Below are 16,092 nucleotides of genomic sequence, written 5' to 3'. Positions count from 1 at the left end.
ACTTCAATCTTTTTTATCGCAGCTGGCCTTTTTGCTGCAAAATAAAGGATTCCCCTCCGTCCTCCGTAACATAGATATTTTTCTTATATTGATTGGCTTCCATATCACTGTAAATACCCGCAATTGTTCCGTGGCTTTCATCCTGAAAAGTTATCTCTGCATCTCCGTACAGAGAATCTCCAAAAGGTGTCTCATTTACCAGCGTCCAGCTTTTACCGCCGTCTATGCTTTTGATTAAAATGTAATCATAATTCCCCATAACATAATCAGCCGCTGCCAGCCGATAGTGAATGTCTTCTCCCTCCAAAATAGATTCCGCCGCATAGTCGCCTTCATAATTGTCAATCCATTCCTTCATGACCCTGTCATGGGCTTCTTTTTCTTTCAGAGCTTCCTCACGGGCTCTTTCCTCTTCCAACGCTTTCGGCCTTGGATCATACGGAAATGCCTTGGCATATTCCTTTCTCATCAACTCCGTTAGTTCTTCTGTAAATCGTAAGCCGGGTTTAATCGAACCCCATATTTCAGAAGAATCTATCCAAAAGGCTTTTTTGCCTATCCGCACTTCAAACTGTGAAAAAGAAGCTCTGACAGCATTGGACTTGGTATAATTCCAAAAGTACCTGCTATCCTCTAAGCAATCGTCTATCCATTCACTTATCTTCTCTGCGCAGGCATCCAGATCCTCCCAAGAGTCACAGGAAATGCTTAAATAGATGGGGATTTCCAATTGATATGCTTCCATCCCCTGCTCCAGCGTATAGACTGTGCCTTCATGATTTACAAAATGAGCGTCCCTATCTTCTGTCTCCCAAAATGTCAGCGTATCCCTTTTCATCATCTGTTCTATAAAATTGTTCTCCCATGGATCTTTTCTATCCACCCAGAACAGAACAGGCTCCTCTGGCTCCTGCCGGCTGTAGGCACGGTAAATATACTTGTCTTCATAAGAATTAACAAATTCCGTTTTTTTCCCAAAATAAACTTTCATTTCAGAATCCAAACGCTTTTCTTCCCAAAGAAAACTTCCCAAAAAGAAGATTCCCAGAAGGACCGCCCCTCCAATATTCAAACCAATCAGGAGACGGAACAATTGTTTTTCATTATTCTGCACTTGTTTTTTGTGCAGAAAGGGATACCCAGAGGGTATTTCTTTCATATGATTTATTCCTTTCAAACCAAGTATATTTATAGGCCGGCATTTGTACCTGATTAATCCTTGCTGCTGCAACTACTGTTTTCTCCTGAAGCATTACAAACAGTTCCTCTGCTTTTAGTGCATCCAGTGCCGTCTGCTTTGTGGGATAAATTCCCCGAACCCAGCCTGTGGTCACGGTTCCCTGTTCTTCCTGTTCCAAAATGTTCTCATAGATCCTGGTTATATGTAAGATATCTTGAATGGTTCCTTTTCGAATTATAGGCATCGGTATTCTTTCCCCTTATTTTAATATATCCTTTATTTTAACACATCTATTGGCGCCTGAAAATAAAGACTTTCCCCTTTTCGGCTCCCATGCTATAATTCAATTACCATACTTAAAGGAGGCTCTTATGATACGACATGCAGAAGCCGGTGATTTACCAAGAATATCAGATATTTACAAACATGCAAGACAATTTATGGCGGAGCACAACAACCCTACCCAATGGAACAATAACTTTCCCTCAGAAGAACTGCTGAGAGAATGCCTCCATGACAGACGGCTCTATGCAGTCACAGAGCAGGGTATCATTCATGGAGTCTTTGCCTTTGCCATCGGGGAGGATGCCACCTATCAGGTCATTTATCAGGGCGCCTGGCTCTCTGATGCTCCCTACGGCGCTATCCACATGGTAGCCAGTGACGGAGAAACCCATGGACTGCTGGGCAGGATTGTGGCTTACTGCGAACAGCAGATTGCTCATCTTCGCATAGATACTCATGGGGATAATCATATTATGCAGCATCTCATTGAGAAGCATGGTTTTCAAAAATGCGGCATTATAAATGCTCAGGACGGCACGCCCCGGATTGCTTATGAAAAGCTATAGCCTCTACATTTTTTGTGGCTATAATGTCCACTCCGGTATTGGCTGCATCTGCCAGAATCACATCGCCCATGCGGACGGGAGCCGGAACCTCTATTGTCTTTAATTCCCGGACACAGGCCAGAATCTTTTCCTTGGGAACGGCTTCCCTTGTCTTTACGGACACCACGGGAAGGCTTCCCCCTGTGACCTTCACAGTGGAAGTTACCATCCGGACGGGGGCTGTCACTTCTTTCCCTGCATAAGTCTCTCCTCGTCTGCAGGTATTTCCTTTTACGGAAATAATGGTTTCTCCGTTCATCTCAACCGTAAGGGCACATCCCATGGGACAATTGATACAGATTAGATTTCTTGTTTCCATTTCTGTCACCCCTCCTCAATCATTACGGTTATCTGCTTTAAATCGGGATATTTCAGAAGTTCTTCCTTTACAAGCTTCACTTCTTCCATCTCACCTGGGGCTGCGATTTGGCGTTTCCGATGATGCACTCTCTCGCTGTCAAAGAATACACTGATATAACAGTTTTTGTATACATTGCTGACCCGGAAACGCAGGGTCAGAGTCTCATTCATATAGGCCGGATGAATGATTTCCGGAACAGTGTAGCGCACTCCCTGTCCCGGCTTCAGCAGAATCTCCCATCCAAGCTTCTTTTTCAGGCCCCCTGCTTTCACGTAAGCTGCCGCATTTCGTCCCGCTGCTGCCGCTTCTTCTGATACGAAATCCACCAGATCGTGTACATGGAGGACATTTCCGCAGGCAAAGACGCCTTCTATATTTGTCTCCAGACGCTCATTCACGCTCGGACCGGAGGTGATAGGATTGAGTTTCACGCCCATACCTCGTGACAGCTCATTTTCCGGTATCAGGCCCACAGAAAGCAAAAGGGTATCACAAGAATAAAATTCTTCTGTTCCGGGGATCGGCTTTCCCCGTTCGTCAACCTCCGCCAGGGTGACGCCCTCTACCCGTTCCTTTCCCCGAATGTCCACTACCGTATGTCTTAATTTCAGGGGAATGTCATAGTCATAAAGACATTGGACGATATTTCGCTTTAGGCCGCCGGAATAAGGCATAAGCTCTGCCACTGCCTTGACCTGTGCCCCTTCCAGGGTCATTCTTCTTGCCATAATAAGGCCGATATCACCAGATCCGAGAATTACAACCTCCCGCCCCGGCAGATAGCCTTCCATATTCACAAGCCGCTGGGCTGTCCCCGCAGAATAGATGCCTGCCGGACGATAGCCCGGAATATTTAAGGCGCCTCTTGGCCGCTCCCGGCAGCCCATGGCCAGAATCACAGCTCCTGCCTGAAGCTTGAACATCCCTTCCTTTTGGTTTATTGCTGTCACAAGCTTTTTGGAGCTGATGTTCAGAACCGTGGTATTCAGCCGATATTCAATCTGCTGCTCTTTTACCTGACGGATAAAACGCTCTGCATATTCCGGCCCTGTCAGTTCCTCCTGAAAGGTGTGAAGGCCGAAGCCATTGTGGATGCACTGGTTCAGGATGCCCCCCAGCTCATGGTCTCTCTCTAAAATCAATATATGGTCAATTCCGGATTTTTTGGCAGAAATGGCTGCGGCAAGACCTGCAGGGCCGCCGCCGATGATGACTATATCATAGCTTTTCATATTTTCCTCTTTCTGACGCAGGTGCAGTTCTCCTGGATTCTTGCTGCATCATAACAGCTATATTAGCAATTTCCCTCCATACACTCCTGCTTCTTTCCCATGCCGGATTCATTTATAAGCAAGGTAAGAAGCGTTACAGCATATCCTTGTTCATGCCTGCGATCATCTGGGAATTCCCGCCGGATTTTGTTACATCTTTTCGATCTATGTTTAGCTCTCGTGCCAGAATCTCCATAACTCTGGGGGCGCAGAAACCCGATTGGCAACGGCCCATTCCGGCCCTTGTTCTCCGCTTGATGCCGTCCAGGGATTTGGCTCCTAAGGGGCGGCGGATAGCATCTAAGATCTCTCCCTCGGAGATCATTTCACAGCGGCAGATTATATTGCCATAGGCAGGCTGCTTCTTAATCAGGGCATTTCGTTCTTCCATGCTTAAGGTGCCGGGATTTGTGATTCCTTTTCTTGTGGAAATAAAATTCTCTTTTTCTTTCAGTCCCATCTTATCTTGCAGCAGTTTGGCTATCATTTCTCCAATTGCCGGAGTGCTGGCAATTCCCGGAGATTCTATGCCGATGCAATCAATAAAACCCCTGGCATCCTCCACTTCTTCTATAATAAAGTCATCTCCCTGTTCATGGGCGCGAAGTCCGGCAAAGGAGGTAATGATCTGTTTGACCGGAAGATTCCTTACGCTCTTTCCCGCCCGTTCAAGAACCATGCCAAGACCTTCAGAGGTTGTGTTGGTTCCCTCTTTGTCTTCTGTCCAAATGGCGGTAGGGCCTATGAGAAGATTGCCGTGGACGGTGGGAGTAACGAGGATTCCCTTTCCTCTTTCGTCTGGAAGGGGAAATATTGTCCTTGTCACATGGCTTCCTGCTTCCCGGTCAAGGAGACAGTAATCTCCGCAGCGAGGCTCCAGATGGATTTTCTTACAGCTTACCATATTGTGAAGCTCATCTCCGTAAAGGCCGGATGCATTTACCACATATCTTGCACGAAAGCTTCCCTGTGTAGTGCAAAGCTCATAGCCCTCTGCCAGCTTTTTTATCTCTTTTACTTCTGTCAGGAATTTAAATTCTACTCCATTTGCCCGGGCATTTTCTGCCAATGCAAGATTCAGTTCAAAGGGGCAGATGATTCCGGCTGTGGGAGCATACAAAGCTGCATAAGTCTCCTTTGACAGATTGGGTTCCATGTTCAGAGCTTCTTCCCTGTCTAAGATGCGAAGGTCCAAAACGCCGTTCGCCTGCCCCCTTTCGTAAAGAGCCTGAAGTCTGGGAAGATCTGCTTCCTGAAAACACAGGACGAGGGAGCCGATTCTCTGAAAGGGAATGTCAAGCTCCTCTGCAAGCCTGCCCATGCGCTCGTTTCCGCATACATTGAGCTTTGCCTTCAGAGAGCCTGGTGCTGCATCGTAACCTGCATGTACAATGGCGCTGTTTGCCTTGGAGGTGCCGCAGCAGACGTCCTCTTCCTTTTCCAGCACACAGATTTTTGCCTGATAGCGGGACAATTCACGGGCAGCTGCCGCACCGGATGCACCGCTTCCGATGATTATAATATCATACATGGCTGCAAAAACTCCTTTCCTTAATCTGCACACGGTTTTTGTGCATAAAGGGATGCCCGAAGGGTATTTCCTTAATCCGCACACGGTTTTTGTGCATAACGGGATGCCCGAGGGGTATTTCCTTAATTTGCACACGGTTTTTGTGCATAAAGGGATGCCCGAAGGGTATTTTCGCACTTCTCAAAACATGACTATTTCTTATTGATCTTCTGCTGAATTTCTTCCTCTGCTTCTTCCTTGAAATCCTCAATCTGTTCGGGCGACATCCGGGGCAGATCTTCCATTGATGATACTCCGAAGCTTCTAAGAAAATCCTCGGTAGTGCCGAACAACAGGGGGCGTCCCGGAGCGTCCAGACGGCCCACCTCCTCAATCAATCCATACTCTACCAGCTTGTTCACGGCATGGTCGCACTTTACGCCGCGGATCTTTTCAATCTCCAGCCTTGTCACCGGCTGCTTGTATGCTACGATGGAAAGGGTCTCCAAAAGTACTTCTGTGAGAACATATTTTTTCGGCTGCTTTGCAATTTGAATCAGGCAGTCGTAATATTCGGTTTTTGTACAGAGCTGGCATGCATTTTCCAATTCCAGAAGCCGGATGCCCCGATCCTCTTCCTCGTAGCGCTCCTGCATTTCTCTCAAAAGCTCCCGAACCTTCTCCTGCTCCAGCTTAAGCGCTGCTGCCAGATGGGCAATCTCTACGGAATCCCCCATGGTAAACAATATGGCCTCTATGGCCGCTTTCAATCTTTGGTCTTCCACAATATACTCCTCATTTTTGTTTCTTAATTCTTACCTGAAACATTCTCTCTTGCTTCAATCAGGATCTCTCCGAAGGTTTCCTCCTGCTGCACAGTAACCTTACCTACCTTCATCAGTTCCAAAACCGCCAGAAATGTTACGATGACATGAAGCTTGCTCTTTTTCGCTTCACGCTCCAGCAGATTGCGGAAGCTAAAACGCTTATGCCCTGTGAGATAGGCTTCTACTGAGGACATTTTCTCCTCCAGACTTACTTCCTCTTTCTCAATATCACCGAACTTGCTGCGCACCGGGTCAATCTTGTCCTCCTGCCTGCGGAGGATGGACTTAAAGATCTCATTGAGCTTTTGCAGGGTCAGATCCCCTACCAGCTCTTCCAAGTCCACAGGCTCTATATAGGAGGCCACCTCCTCGGGAATAGTAGCTTCCTTATAGAGAACCTTGGCTGCCAGGCTTTGGCGATCCTTTAGCTCGCAGGCCATGTATTTATACATCTTGTACTCCAGGAGACGCTCTACCAGCTCAGCCCTGGGGTCAATCTCTTCCCCTTCCTCGTCCACTTCTGCCGGAAGGAGCATCTTGGCCTTGATCTCAAGGAGGGTAGCTGCCATTACCAGAAATTCGCTCATCGTGTTCAGATCCCTGGTTTCCATGGCCCGGATGTATTCCATATATTGATCTGTAATTATGACAATGGGAATGTCATAGATATCGATTTTATTGCTCTCTATTAAATGCAGAAGAAGATCCAGCGGCCCTTCAAATATTGGTAACTTTACTGGAATGCCCATAATCCATGTTTCTCCTATGCCTTATACCATTTCTATTCATCATGCATAACTCTGTACTGCTTATTAAAAATCCTCCAGGCACAGATGTCTGCTGTATCTTTCACCGTCTCATTCCTCCGGATGCAGATGAATCACCGAAAGCTCTGCAGGATTGAAAATCCTTATGTTTATGGTGTGGGTGCCAAGCCCTCTGCTTACCACCAGGTCTCTGCCATCCTTTTGAAAATGACCTGCGTCATATTTTGGGAAAAGTCTGGCCTGAGGTGAGATCACCCCGCCGATCCCCGGAATCCGGATGATTCCCCCATGGAGATGACCTGAAACAGTCAAATCTGCCCCCCATGCCGCATAATCATCAAAATATACAGGATTGTGGGCCAGAAGGATATGATAGCTTTCCGGATCCGGATTTCCAAAAACCCTGGTCAATTCTTCTGGACCGAAAGGAGCATGATTCCGCTTCTCATAATATTTCCAGTCCAGCTCAAAACCGTAAATCCGCATAGAAAGTCCATTCTTTTCAAAGGGGATGCTCTGATTTTCCAAAAGGATCACCCCACAATCCCGAAGCCCCTTTGTATACTCCTGATACATGGTTCCATAGACCTCCGGACGGAGCCGCATCCGGTATTCATGATTGCCGTTTCCATAAAAAACGGGCAGCTTTTTCTCCCGAAGCTTCCCGACAAGCTCCAAAGCCGGACAAAAGGATTCCTCGCTGTGGGCGATCAGCATATCGCCCGCTATCAGGACGGCGTCCGGCTTCTGTGCCTCTACAGCCTCCAACAGCAGTCTATTTCCAGGACCGTACACATGGTTATGCATATCGGCCATAAGGATGAACGTGAGATCCTTACTGCCCTTTGGAAGCTTTCTTGTATTCAAATGGTAGTGAAATTGTTTAAATTTTGACATGGGGATAGAATATCATAAAACCTCTAAAAATGCAATTTTATTGTTGCACAGCCAATCGTAACCAATTATAATCACCCTCCAATCATCACTCCCATATTTCCATGCAGCGCAATCCGAAGAATGCCGCAGAGAACCAGATGCAGAGGATAGTAGAGATAGAAAAACCACTTCATACCTTTCCATTTTCCTCGTTCCCCGCTGTAGCACTGTAAAAGAGGAATTGTAAGGGCTGTAAATAACTGGATAAATCCATAAAGGGGATGGATAAAAATAACATATACCAGCGCATACATAGACACACAGACCATCATCCCTGTCATCTGTCTTTTTAAATTCCCACGATGATTGGAGATCTGAAGAATCGCCAGCACAGCAATGCTGCTCCAGTCCGCCGGAAAAGCAAGGATGGTAATTGCCAGAATCGCCAAGGTCTTCTGCCATTGCTTCCACTTCTCATGCTCATTGACATACAAGGCCCCAGTTCCAAGAAACAGAGCCCACAAAACACTTGTCTGATTAAAAACAGAGGTTTGAAACGGAAGAAAGGGAATTCCAAATGCAAAATTGTAAGCAAAATGCCCGACAATCGCAAACAGAAACAGCCGGCCGGCATATTTCCTCCGATTCCGTGTGTAATGCCATCCCTCCGCCACAAAAAACCAGAAAATTGGAGCCGCCAGCCTTCCAATCACATGAATCAGCAGAATCCACCAGTCCGTAGGATAATCAGGCCAGATAACAGCCGCCGCATGATCCAGGGTCATGGCTGTCATGGCAATGATTTTTAACTGGTTTCCGTTTAAGCTCTTCCTCATCTGTGCATTCCTTTCCGCCCCGTCTTTTTCTTATTTTCCTTAAAGAGCCAATGCGGTTATGGCGCCAAGGGGACTTTACGTTGTAAAAGCTGTAACGCTCTCCTATAGAACCTACTCCTGAGTAAGTCCGCAGGTGCCGCATACCCCCGTCTGGGGCGAGATATCCCCTCCGCAGGCCGTGCAGACCGTATCAGAGAAAAATCCGGCTCCCGTCTCCTGATTTAAGATCCCATAACAGCCCAGCGCTTTTTGTGTCTCCCCGTCCCATTCATAGCGGTCGGGCCACCAGCTTAGGAATTCCTCGGACAGATCCAAAACAGATGTCTGGGGCGTATAAAAAACAAATTCCTTTCCGCTCTCCAGTCCATAAGGCTCCGAGCCAACATACAGAATCTCATCCCGAATCTCTTCCACACCTGCTTCCGGTTCATAGGTAAGGTTCTCTAAGGTCATGGAAAATGTATTTTCGTCTATTTTCATAAAATCTCCGAATTTTCCCTGGAACTCACAGTAATAATGCTTTCCGTGAGGATATCCCTCCCCGCTGTCTCCCATATCGGAATCATTATATCCGCCTGTAAAAGAACCATCCGCTTCCAAAGTGAGAAAAGTTCCCCATGCGCCTGCGCCGCTGGAGAAAACAAAATTGCGGGGGTAAGTACCCGGAAGTGCGGTCAAACCCGAGGTCTCTCCTGCCTCTGCCCCATCCCCTGTGTCCTCCGGTTCCTTTGTGTCTGCCGGATTTTCCGTTTCCGCCATAGGATCTGCTTCTGCCGGATTTTCTGCCTCCGACTGCTTTTCTCTTTCCGTCACATTCTCTGCTGCCGATTCCGGCGCAATCTTCTCTTCCTTTTTGGAACAGCCGGACACTGCCAGCAATAACAAAAGCAGAATTCCTATCACTCCTGTTTGATATCTCTTCTTCATAGTTATCCTCCCATTTTTTATCCGCATCTCTTTACAAGGACAACAACACATTCGTATACCATCACTGCCTGTCACTCTTTTACATAAGCTTCATACTGCTTCTTCGGCCCGCCGCATACCGGGCAGCGCTCCGGGGCCTTGTCCCCGGTCATCACATAACCGCATACAGGACAGACATAAATCACATCCCTGGAAAATCCCTCCATGTCCGCCGCCTCCTTTAAGAGTACCGTATGCTCCTTTTCCGCCGCCGCAGCACCGGCATAAGCCTGCTCCGCAAGGGGAAATGCATGCTCCTTTGCATAATCCACAAGCATCCGGTAGAAATATTCCTGCTCAAACTCTTCCCCTGGAATATAGATTTCCACCGTTTCCAGAAAAGGCGCAGGCTGGTCCAGTATGGAATAAAAGTTTCGAGCATGATAATACTCGGAAGCCGCCAGCGCCCGGAACAGGTTGGCAATCCGCTTCATCCCCCTTCGCTCTGCCCGATCCGCAAAGGTCATATATTTGAAATGAGCCATCAACTCTCCCTCTACTGTCTCTTCAAGCTTCTGTCTCAAAACACCGTCCGCACGCTCACGTCCGTAGCAGTCCTCCGAAAGATTCACAATCTGATGGCACAAACTTCCATCCCTCTCATAGAAATGCACCACATGATGCTCTACATCACTGGCACGGATATCCTTTGACACATCCTCAATCATGGCTCCGCCGCCACCGGTACAAATCAGAGGAATTCCGTCCACACAATCCTCAAATCCGGAATGAACATGGCCGCAAAGAAGATATTTTACTTTCTCTTTCCACGGCTCATAGGCTTTTTTCAGACAGGCAAATTCCTCTTCAGTCACACAGTTTAATATAAAATGATTGGGCACAGGAATGTGAAATGCAATGATTGCCTGCTTCACATCCTCCATGGCAAGCACCCTGGATAAAAGTCGGATGCCCTCTTCCTCAAAGGTACGCTGTGCATTGTCCAGTACGACCACAGCGAAGCTCTCTGTAAGGATGGCATAATTCTTTTCTCCAAAATACTCCGTATAAGCTCCCGTATCGTGATTTCCCCGAAGAGCATAGACCTTATTTCCTGCCAGAATCTCCGTAAGCTCCTGTATTGTCTGATAGTGATGCCTGGTTCCCGCCGGCACCAGATCCCCCACAACCAGGGTAATGTCATCTCTGCCGCATTCTTCCAAAGCTCCTGCATATACTTTCATATTGTAGGTTCCAAGGCCCTCGCAGCCCGGATCGCCGATCACTCCCATAGAGCGAACACCTTTCAGCCGGATCACAGGATCGGATACCTTTTGAATTTTCTTCTTTTCCATTCTTGCTTCCCTTTCTCTGTTTTTTTACAAGGCTTTCTATACCCGAAGGTACTTTGTCCGTTCATGCATACCCCCTATGGGTACAATGTAATGCATGCCCTTTTGGTTTGACGGGCTTTTCTCGTTAAGGTAATAATTCTAGTATAACCGCTTTTCTGCACAGTGACAAGGCGGATTTCCTAAAAAGGAAATCCGCCTTTATTATGCGCTTTGTAAATGCGTTTCATCTTATAGCTTTATCTATATGTTATATAGCACGGACGACGACATCTTCGCATTATTCCTCCGCAGCTCTCGCTGCCACTTCCTTCTCCTGTACATCGGACGGAGCCTGCTCGTAACGTGCAAACTCGTACTCATAGACACCGCTTCCTCCTGTCATGGAGCGCAGATCTGTGGAATATCCGAAAATCTCGGTCATGGGCACATCCGCCACAACCTCCTGCTTGCCGCCTGCTACGGGATTCATGCCAAGCACACGGCCACGGCGCTTGTTCAGATCACCCATAACATCGCCTGTATATTTATCCGGAACGGTTACTGTCATAGAGCAGATAGGCTCCAGAAGTACCGGACTTGCATCCATAAAGCCTTTCTTGAATGCCTGGATGGTAGCCGTCTTAAATGCCATCTCCGAGGAATCTACCGGATGGTAGGAGCCGTCATAAAGCACTGCCTTCACACCCACAACAGGATATCCGGCCAGGGGTCCCTTGGTAACGGATTCCTGTACGCCCTTTTCCACTGCCGGGAAATAGTTCTTGGGAACGGCTCCGCCAACTACAATCTGATCAAATACATAAGCCGTCTCCAGATCTCCGGATGGCTCAAAGGTCATCTTTACATGACCATACTGTCCGTGTCCGCCGGACTGCTTCTTATACTTGGAATCCACATCGGATTTCTTGCGGATGGTCTCACGGAAAGCAACCTTGGGACGACTCAGCTCTACGGCAACCTTAAACTTCTCTTCTAACTTGCTCACAACCACGTCAAGGTGCTGATCGCCCATGCCGTAAAGCAGGGTCTGACGGTTCTCGGAATCATTCACGGTCTTCAGGGTCAGATCCTCTTCCATCATCTTGGTAAGAGCCTGGGAAATCTTATCCTCATCTCCCTTGTTCTTTGCCTTATAGCACATATATGTATATGGCTTGGAAACCTCAGTCTTTCCGAATGCTACCGGCGTAGCCTTGGTGGACAGGGTGTCGCCTGTCTTAGTGCTTGTAAGCTTGCCGATGGCACCGATATCGCCCGCATGGAGCTCGGAAATCTCAATGGGTTTATTGCCCTGCATCACATAAAGCTTACTCAGCTTCTCCTCTGCTTCCTTATCCTGATTGTAAAGGGTATCGTCGGACTTGATAACGCCGGAGGACACCTTAATCAGAGAATACTTTCCAATAAAGGGGTCTACGATAGTCTTAAATACATAAGCAGATTTTGCCTTGGAGAAATCATAATTTGCCTCGAAGATCTCGTTGGTCTTGGTGTTGATACCGTTGCACGCCTTCTTGTCCGGGCTTGGGAACAGCTCTACAATGTCATTCATCAGATTGTGAATGTTCCGAAGCTCCATGCTGGAACCCATGGATACGGGAATCACGGAACCGTCGCTTACATTAAACTTCATAGCCGCACGAATCTCGCTGACGGTAAATTCCTCACCATTGAAATAGCGCTCCATGAACTCATCGGAGGTCTCTGCTACCGCATCTAACAGCGCCTCACGGCAGATAGCCAGATTTTCCTTGGAATATTCCGGAATCTCACAGGGCTCACGCTTGCCGATATCCGTAAACCGGCGGCCTTCCATCTTGCACACGTTGATATAGCCTACAAACTTCTCGTCCTCACGGATAGGCTGATAGAAAGGAGCAATCTTCTTGCCGTAGCGCTCGGTCAGATCCTCTACCACCTGGCGGAAGGATGCATGGTCCACGTCCATCTCAGTTACGAAGAACATCCGGGGCAGCTTGTACTTTTCGCACATCTCCCATGCCTTCTCCGTTCCTACCTCCACACCGGCCTTGCCGGATACCACGATAATAGCGGCGTCCGCAGCGGCAACTGCTTCCTCTGCCTCTCCCACAAAGTCAAAGTATCCCGGTGTATCTAAAAGATTTATTTTGCAGTCCTGCCAAATCAGCGGAATCACGGAAGTGCTGATTGAGAACTTTCTCTTGATCTCTTCCTTATCGTAATCACTGATGGTATTCCCATCGGTTACCTTACCGATTCGGGTCGTAAGCCCGGATACATACGCCATGGCTTCCACCAGACTGGTCTTGCCACAGCCGCCGTGTCCCAAGAGCACTACGTTGCGAATCTTGTCAGTTGTGTAAATATTCATGCCTATTCCTCCGATATTTTTTTTGCGTCTCCACGCCTTATTTCCGCCCTGGAGACTGCCATGTATATATTCTACTAAAAATCAAAGGAAAGTTCAAGTGTTTTATACAGTTTTGACAAGTTTTTGACAAAGAATTTCTGGCATCTGCTTTGTCAGAATGCATAACAGAAAACCTATTAAACTATGCTTTTCGGCATTTTGTCAGCGCTCATTCATACGATGCCCCAAACAGCCAAGTCTGCCTGCTCTGTAAAGGTATCCTCTACAGGCGCCGCATTATGCACATCCCTTTGGGCGGGAAGCAAAAAATATCCTCGAAAATCTCCACAGAAATTTCAGGTACGAACTACCGGAAGATGTCATTTGGTTGTGAAATCTCATAAACCGGAAGCTCAGAACTTCCGAAAAATACATGGTTTCACCGGCTGAATCCGTAATATGGCCATCCTCCAATATCTGCAGAAACTTATCTAAAATCGACGGATGCGCCTTATTGCTGCAACTGTCCGTTAAGCTCTGCCAGCTTATTTCGATAGGCGCCCTTCAGCGTCTGTCCGTAGATCTGCTCCGCCAGCGCCTTGGCCTGTTCATAGTAAGCCTCCCGCTGTCCCGGGTCGCTCTCCTGGGCAATCTTAAGAATCAAGGCATCAATTTGATCCGCCAGGGCGTGGTCATCCCGGTAATTCTGTACCGTGTAGCCCGGTGAAAGGACCTCCGATCCGTCCCGTCCCGGATAATATTTCTCATCCCCGTTTACAATCTCCGTAGTCGTCTCAAAGTGCTCATGCTCCGTGTCCTGCACCAGCATTTCCATGGTATCCTTCCAGATCTGGGCCGGATAGCTCCCTCCGTAGAGATTGCTGAGCTCTCTCGGCATATCGTAGCCCACCCAGACGGCCATGGAATAATCGGGGGTAACTCCCACAAACCAGCCGTCCTTGCTGTTGTTGGTGGTTCCCGTCTTACCGGCGGCCTCCACGGTGCTCTTCCAGCCCATTTTCCTTGCAGTTCCCTTTGTGATTACCCCCTTTAAAATGTCAATCATCAGCTCCGTCTGCTCGGATACATACACCTGCCTGGTTTCATAGGGCTCATAGAGCTCCTCTCCATATTTATCCAAAATGGATACAATACAGTCTGTCTGCTGAAAACGCCCGTGATTTACCATACAGGAATAGGCATTTGCCATCTCTACCGTTGTAACTCCATAGGTAAAGCCCCCTAAGGATGCCGCAGGATAAAAATCATCCGGAACGATTCTGGCAAAGCTCATTTCCTGGAGATAGTTAAGTCCTGCTTCCGGCGTAATCTCGCAGAAAAGCCGCCAGGCTGCGCCGTTCTTGGAATTCTCCACAGCAGAGCGCAGGGTCATCTTTGTTCCGTACATCTCCAGTACCTTTTCCGGCTCCTCCTTTGCTTTTTCCACATTAATCTCCGTCACCGTGGAGCGATCCGTATATCCCCGCTCCAGCGCCGGAAGATAGACGATCAGGGGCTTTATGGAGCTTCCGGGCTGACGGTAGGACTGGTAGGCTCGATTCAGGGTATAGGTGCTGCTGTTCTGGGTTCTTCCCCCCACAATTGCCTCCACCTTTCCCGTCTCGTTGTTGATTACCGTAGCCGCCCCCTGAAAGGCATACTGTCCGTTCTCCGCAAGCTCTTCGTCAAATGCCAGGGCATTGTCAACGCTTTCCTGAAGCAGGGTCTGCTTTTCCTTATTTAATGTAGTCGTGACAACATAGCCGCCGATATACAGTTCCGCCCGTATCCGCTCATATGCCTGATTGTAGGTTTCCATATAGAAGTTATAGTCCTCCATGGTGGCAAAGGAATAGCGAAACAGGAAGCCGTCCAGCTTCATCAGGTAGCGTATGGCACAGTCGATGGCATAGGTAGTCTCATAGTCCTTGATTTCAACAGGCTTCTTTTCATTCAGAACAAGGTCCTCACGAAGAGCCTGTATCCGCTGGGTCTCTGTGATAAATTCACATTCCTGCATGTCCTTTAGTACCTTATCCCGCCTTGGAAGGGCATTGCTGCTGTTTTTCAGCGGGTCATAGTAGGCGGGGGAATTTGGAATGGCACACAAATAGGCTGTCTCATTTAAGGACAGCTCTTTTGCTGGCTTATCAAAATAAAATTGTGCCGCAGCCTCTATTCCATAGCAGTTGTTTGCGAAATAGATGTTGTTTACGTAGAACTCCATGATTTCTTCCTTGGAGTACTTTTTCTCTACCTCCAGGGCATAGCAGATCTCTTTTATCTTCCGCTCTATGGTTACTTCCTTTGAAATAAATACATTCCGCACAAGCTGCTGGGTGATGGTGCTTGCTCCGTGAACGGTCTCTCCTTTGGAGGTAACAAACTCCAGGCTTACCCGTACAATGGCCTTTGGGTCAATGCCTTTATGGGTCCAGAAGGTTCGATCCTCTACGGCAATAAAGGCATTTATTACATTTTCCGGGATCTCCTCAAAGGTAAGGTAGATTTTGCTTCCGTTTCCTGACAGCTCTGTGAGAAGGTTGCCCTCATGGTCATAGAAGTAGCTGGTCAGGTTTCTTTTGAAGGTGTTTGTGTTGGAATCCTCTATCGCCTTCTTTGCTTCCTGACTGTATTCCTCGTACATGGGGTAGATTTTATAGATGACTGCTCCGGCGATCACCAGGGCAGCTATGATGCCTAAGAGAAACAGGATTTTAAATAGTCTCTTTATAAATTTCAGCATATTTTAACCGATAGGCCTCCTTTATGAAAACATCATTGGTACATATCTGTGTTTCATCTGCATAATCTTTTTCAGCTCTATCGCAATCGTGATATTTCACAGGATATTCTATTGGGATTCCTTTGAATATATTCTTGTCCATACAGCTCACAATTCCTGCATTCATGCTCTTTCATACAGCTTAGACTAAGCATCTGTTTCCTATTCACTCCCTTTATCAGTATTTATCAATACC

At 47.6% G+C, this 16,092-nt stretch carries 15 protein-coding genes; 1 reads left to right on the top strand and 14 read right to left on the bottom strand.

Translation table 11 applies throughout. The features are described from left to right. Positions 1-13 precede the first annotated feature (13 nt). Positions 14-1,159 (bottom strand): WD40/YVTN/BNR-like repeat-containing protein, encoded by a 1,146-nt coding sequence (locus tag VSQ61_RS16215; protein ID WP_334345436.1) that lies wholly within the window; start codon positions 1,157-1,159, stop codon positions 14-16. Next, the gene (locus VSQ61_RS16210; protein ID WP_334345435.1) at positions 1,104-1,424 is read right to left on the bottom strand and encodes a hypothetical protein; all 321 of its coding nucleotides are present in this window, start codon (positions 1,422-1,424) and stop codon (positions 1,104-1,106) included. Before VSQ61_RS16210 ends, VSQ61_RS16215 begins: the two co-directional genes overlap by 56 nt. 127 nt (positions 1,425-1,551) lie before the next feature. On the opposite strand from VSQ61_RS16210, the gene VSQ61_RS16205 reads away from it, so the two are divergent. Then, positions 1,552-2,031 carry a GNAT family N-acetyltransferase gene (locus VSQ61_RS16205; RefSeq protein ID WP_334345434.1) on the top strand — a complete coding sequence of 160 codons (480 nt, stop codon included), beginning with the start codon at positions 1,552-1,554 and terminating at the stop codon, positions 2,029-2,031. Here the strand turns inward: VSQ61_RS16205 and VSQ61_RS16200 are convergent. From VSQ61_RS16200 to VSQ61_RS16145, 12 genes are all read right to left on the bottom strand, one after another. Then, a complete protein-coding gene (locus VSQ61_RS16200) occupies positions 1,982-2,389 on the bottom strand; it encodes a DUF1667 domain-containing protein (protein ID WP_334345433.1) in 408 nt (135 codons plus the stop codon). The two genes, VSQ61_RS16205 and VSQ61_RS16200, sit on opposite strands and share 50 nt — an antisense overlap. Before the next feature lie 5 nt (positions 2,390-2,394). Next, on the bottom strand, positions 2,395-3,663 hold the full coding sequence (locus tag VSQ61_RS16195; protein WP_334345432.1) for an NAD(P)/FAD-dependent oxidoreductase: 1,269 nt from the start codon (positions 3,661-3,663) through the stop codon (positions 2,395-2,397). Between the two features lie 133 nt (positions 3,664-3,796). Continuing rightward, the gene (locus VSQ61_RS16190) at positions 3,797-5,233 is read right to left on the bottom strand and encodes an NAD(P)/FAD-dependent oxidoreductase (protein ID WP_334345431.1); all 1,437 of its coding nucleotides are present in this window, start codon (positions 5,231-5,233) and stop codon (positions 3,797-3,799) included. Positions 5,234-5,424: 191 nt separating this feature from the next. Next, positions 5,425-5,997, bottom strand: a complete 573-nt coding sequence (scpB, locus tag VSQ61_RS16185) for an SMC-Scp complex subunit ScpB (protein ID WP_334345430.1) — start codon at positions 5,995-5,997, stop codon at positions 5,425-5,427. Positions 5,998-6,020: 23 nt separating this feature from the next. Continuing rightward, positions 6,021-6,788, bottom strand: a complete 768-nt coding sequence (locus tag VSQ61_RS16180; protein WP_334345429.1) for a segregation and condensation protein A — start codon at positions 6,786-6,788, stop codon at positions 6,021-6,023. Between the two features lie 108 nt (positions 6,789-6,896). Next, on the bottom strand, positions 6,897-7,703 hold the full coding sequence (locus tag VSQ61_RS16175; RefSeq protein ID WP_334345428.1) for a metallophosphoesterase: 807 nt from the start codon (positions 7,701-7,703) through the stop codon (positions 6,897-6,899). A 71-nt stretch (positions 7,704-7,774) separates the two neighbouring features. Beyond that, positions 7,775-8,518 (bottom strand): TraX family protein, encoded by a 744-nt coding sequence (locus VSQ61_RS16170; RefSeq protein ID WP_334345427.1) that lies wholly within the window; start codon positions 8,516-8,518, stop codon positions 7,775-7,777. A 111-nt stretch (positions 8,519-8,629) separates the two neighbouring features. After that, on the bottom strand, positions 8,630-9,445 hold the full coding sequence (locus VSQ61_RS16165; RefSeq protein WP_334345426.1) for a hypothetical protein: 816 nt from the start codon (positions 9,443-9,445) through the stop codon (positions 8,630-8,632). A 71-nt stretch (positions 9,446-9,516) separates the two neighbouring features. Continuing rightward, positions 9,517-10,779: a rubredoxin-like domain-containing protein gene (locus tag VSQ61_RS16160; RefSeq protein ID WP_334345425.1), complete on the bottom strand. Its 1,263-nt coding sequence runs from the start codon at positions 10,777-10,779 to the stop codon at positions 9,517-9,519. A gap of 277 nt (positions 10,780-11,056) precedes the next feature. Then, positions 11,057-13,132: an elongation factor G gene (locus VSQ61_RS16155; RefSeq protein ID WP_334345424.1), complete on the bottom strand. Its 2,076-nt coding sequence runs from the start codon at positions 13,130-13,132 to the stop codon at positions 11,057-11,059. Between the two features lie 490 nt (positions 13,133-13,622). After that, positions 13,623-15,857, bottom strand: coding sequence for a transglycosylase domain-containing protein (locus tag VSQ61_RS16150; protein WP_334345423.1), 2,235 nt, complete (start codon positions 15,855-15,857; stop codon positions 13,623-13,625). Further along, the gene (locus VSQ61_RS16145) at positions 15,829-15,999 is read right to left on the bottom strand and encodes a hypothetical protein (RefSeq protein ID WP_334345422.1); all 171 of its coding nucleotides are present in this window, start codon (positions 15,997-15,999) and stop codon (positions 15,829-15,831) included. Before VSQ61_RS16145 ends, VSQ61_RS16150 begins: the two co-directional genes overlap by 29 nt. Positions 16,000-16,092: the final 93 nt, after the last annotated feature.

It is taken from the genome of Candidatus Merdisoma sp. JLR.KK006 (genome assembly GCF_036941035.1).
GTDB lineage: Bacteria > Bacillota > Clostridia > Lachnospirales > Lachnospiraceae > Laedolimicola.
The sequence above is the reverse complement of the archived record's forward strand: the minus strand, read 5'-3'. Positions and strand labels throughout refer to the sequence as shown.

Excerpts from the sequence above, each read along its gene's own strand:
- VSQ61_RS16215 (WP_334345436.1), bottom strand. The coding sequence starts at position 1,159 with ATGAAAGAAATACCCTCTGGGTATCCCTTTCTGCACAAAAAACAAGTG.
- VSQ61_RS16210 (WP_334345435.1), bottom strand. The coding sequence starts at position 1,424 with ATGCCTATAATTCGAAAAGGAACCATTCAAGATATCTTACATATAACC.
- VSQ61_RS16205 (WP_334345434.1), top strand. The coding sequence starts at position 1,552 with ATGATACGACATGCAGAAGCCGGTGATTTACCAAGAATATCAGATATT.
- VSQ61_RS16200 (WP_334345433.1), bottom strand. The coding sequence starts at position 2,389 with ATGGAAACAAGAAATCTAATCTGTATCAATTGTCCCATGGGATGTGCC.
- VSQ61_RS16195 (WP_334345432.1), bottom strand. The coding sequence starts at position 3,663 with ATGAAAAGCTATGATATAGTCATCATCGGCGGCGGCCCTGCAGGTCTT.
- VSQ61_RS16190 (WP_334345431.1), bottom strand. The coding sequence starts at position 5,233 with ATGTATGATATTATAATCATCGGAAGCGGTGCATCCGGTGCGGCAGCT.
- VSQ61_RS16180 (WP_334345429.1), bottom strand. The coding sequence starts at position 6,788 with ATGGGCATTCCAGTAAAGTTACCAATATTTGAAGGGCCGCTGGATCTT.
- VSQ61_RS16175 (WP_334345428.1), bottom strand. The coding sequence starts at position 7,703 with ATGTCAAAATTTAAACAATTTCACTACCATTTGAATACAAGAAAGCTT.
- VSQ61_RS16170 (WP_334345427.1), bottom strand. The coding sequence starts at position 8,518 with ATGAGGAAGAGCTTAAACGGAAACCAGTTAAAAATCATTGCCATGACA.
- VSQ61_RS16165 (WP_334345426.1), bottom strand. The coding sequence starts at position 9,445 with ATGAAGAAGAGATATCAAACAGGAGTGATAGGAATTCTGCTTTTGTTA.
- VSQ61_RS16160 (WP_334345425.1), bottom strand. The coding sequence starts at position 10,779 with ATGGAAAAGAAGAAAATTCAAAAGGTATCCGATCCTGTGATCCGGCTG.
- VSQ61_RS16155 (WP_334345424.1), bottom strand. The coding sequence starts at position 13,132 with ATGAATATTTACACAACTGACAAGATTCGCAACGTAGTGCTCTTGGGA.
- VSQ61_RS16150 (WP_334345423.1), bottom strand. The coding sequence starts at position 15,857 with ATGCTGAAATTTATAAAGAGACTATTTAAAATCCTGTTTCTCTTAGGC.
- VSQ61_RS16145 (WP_334345422.1), bottom strand. The coding sequence starts at position 15,999 with ATGGACAAGAATATATTCAAAGGAATCCCAATAGAATATCCTGTGAAA.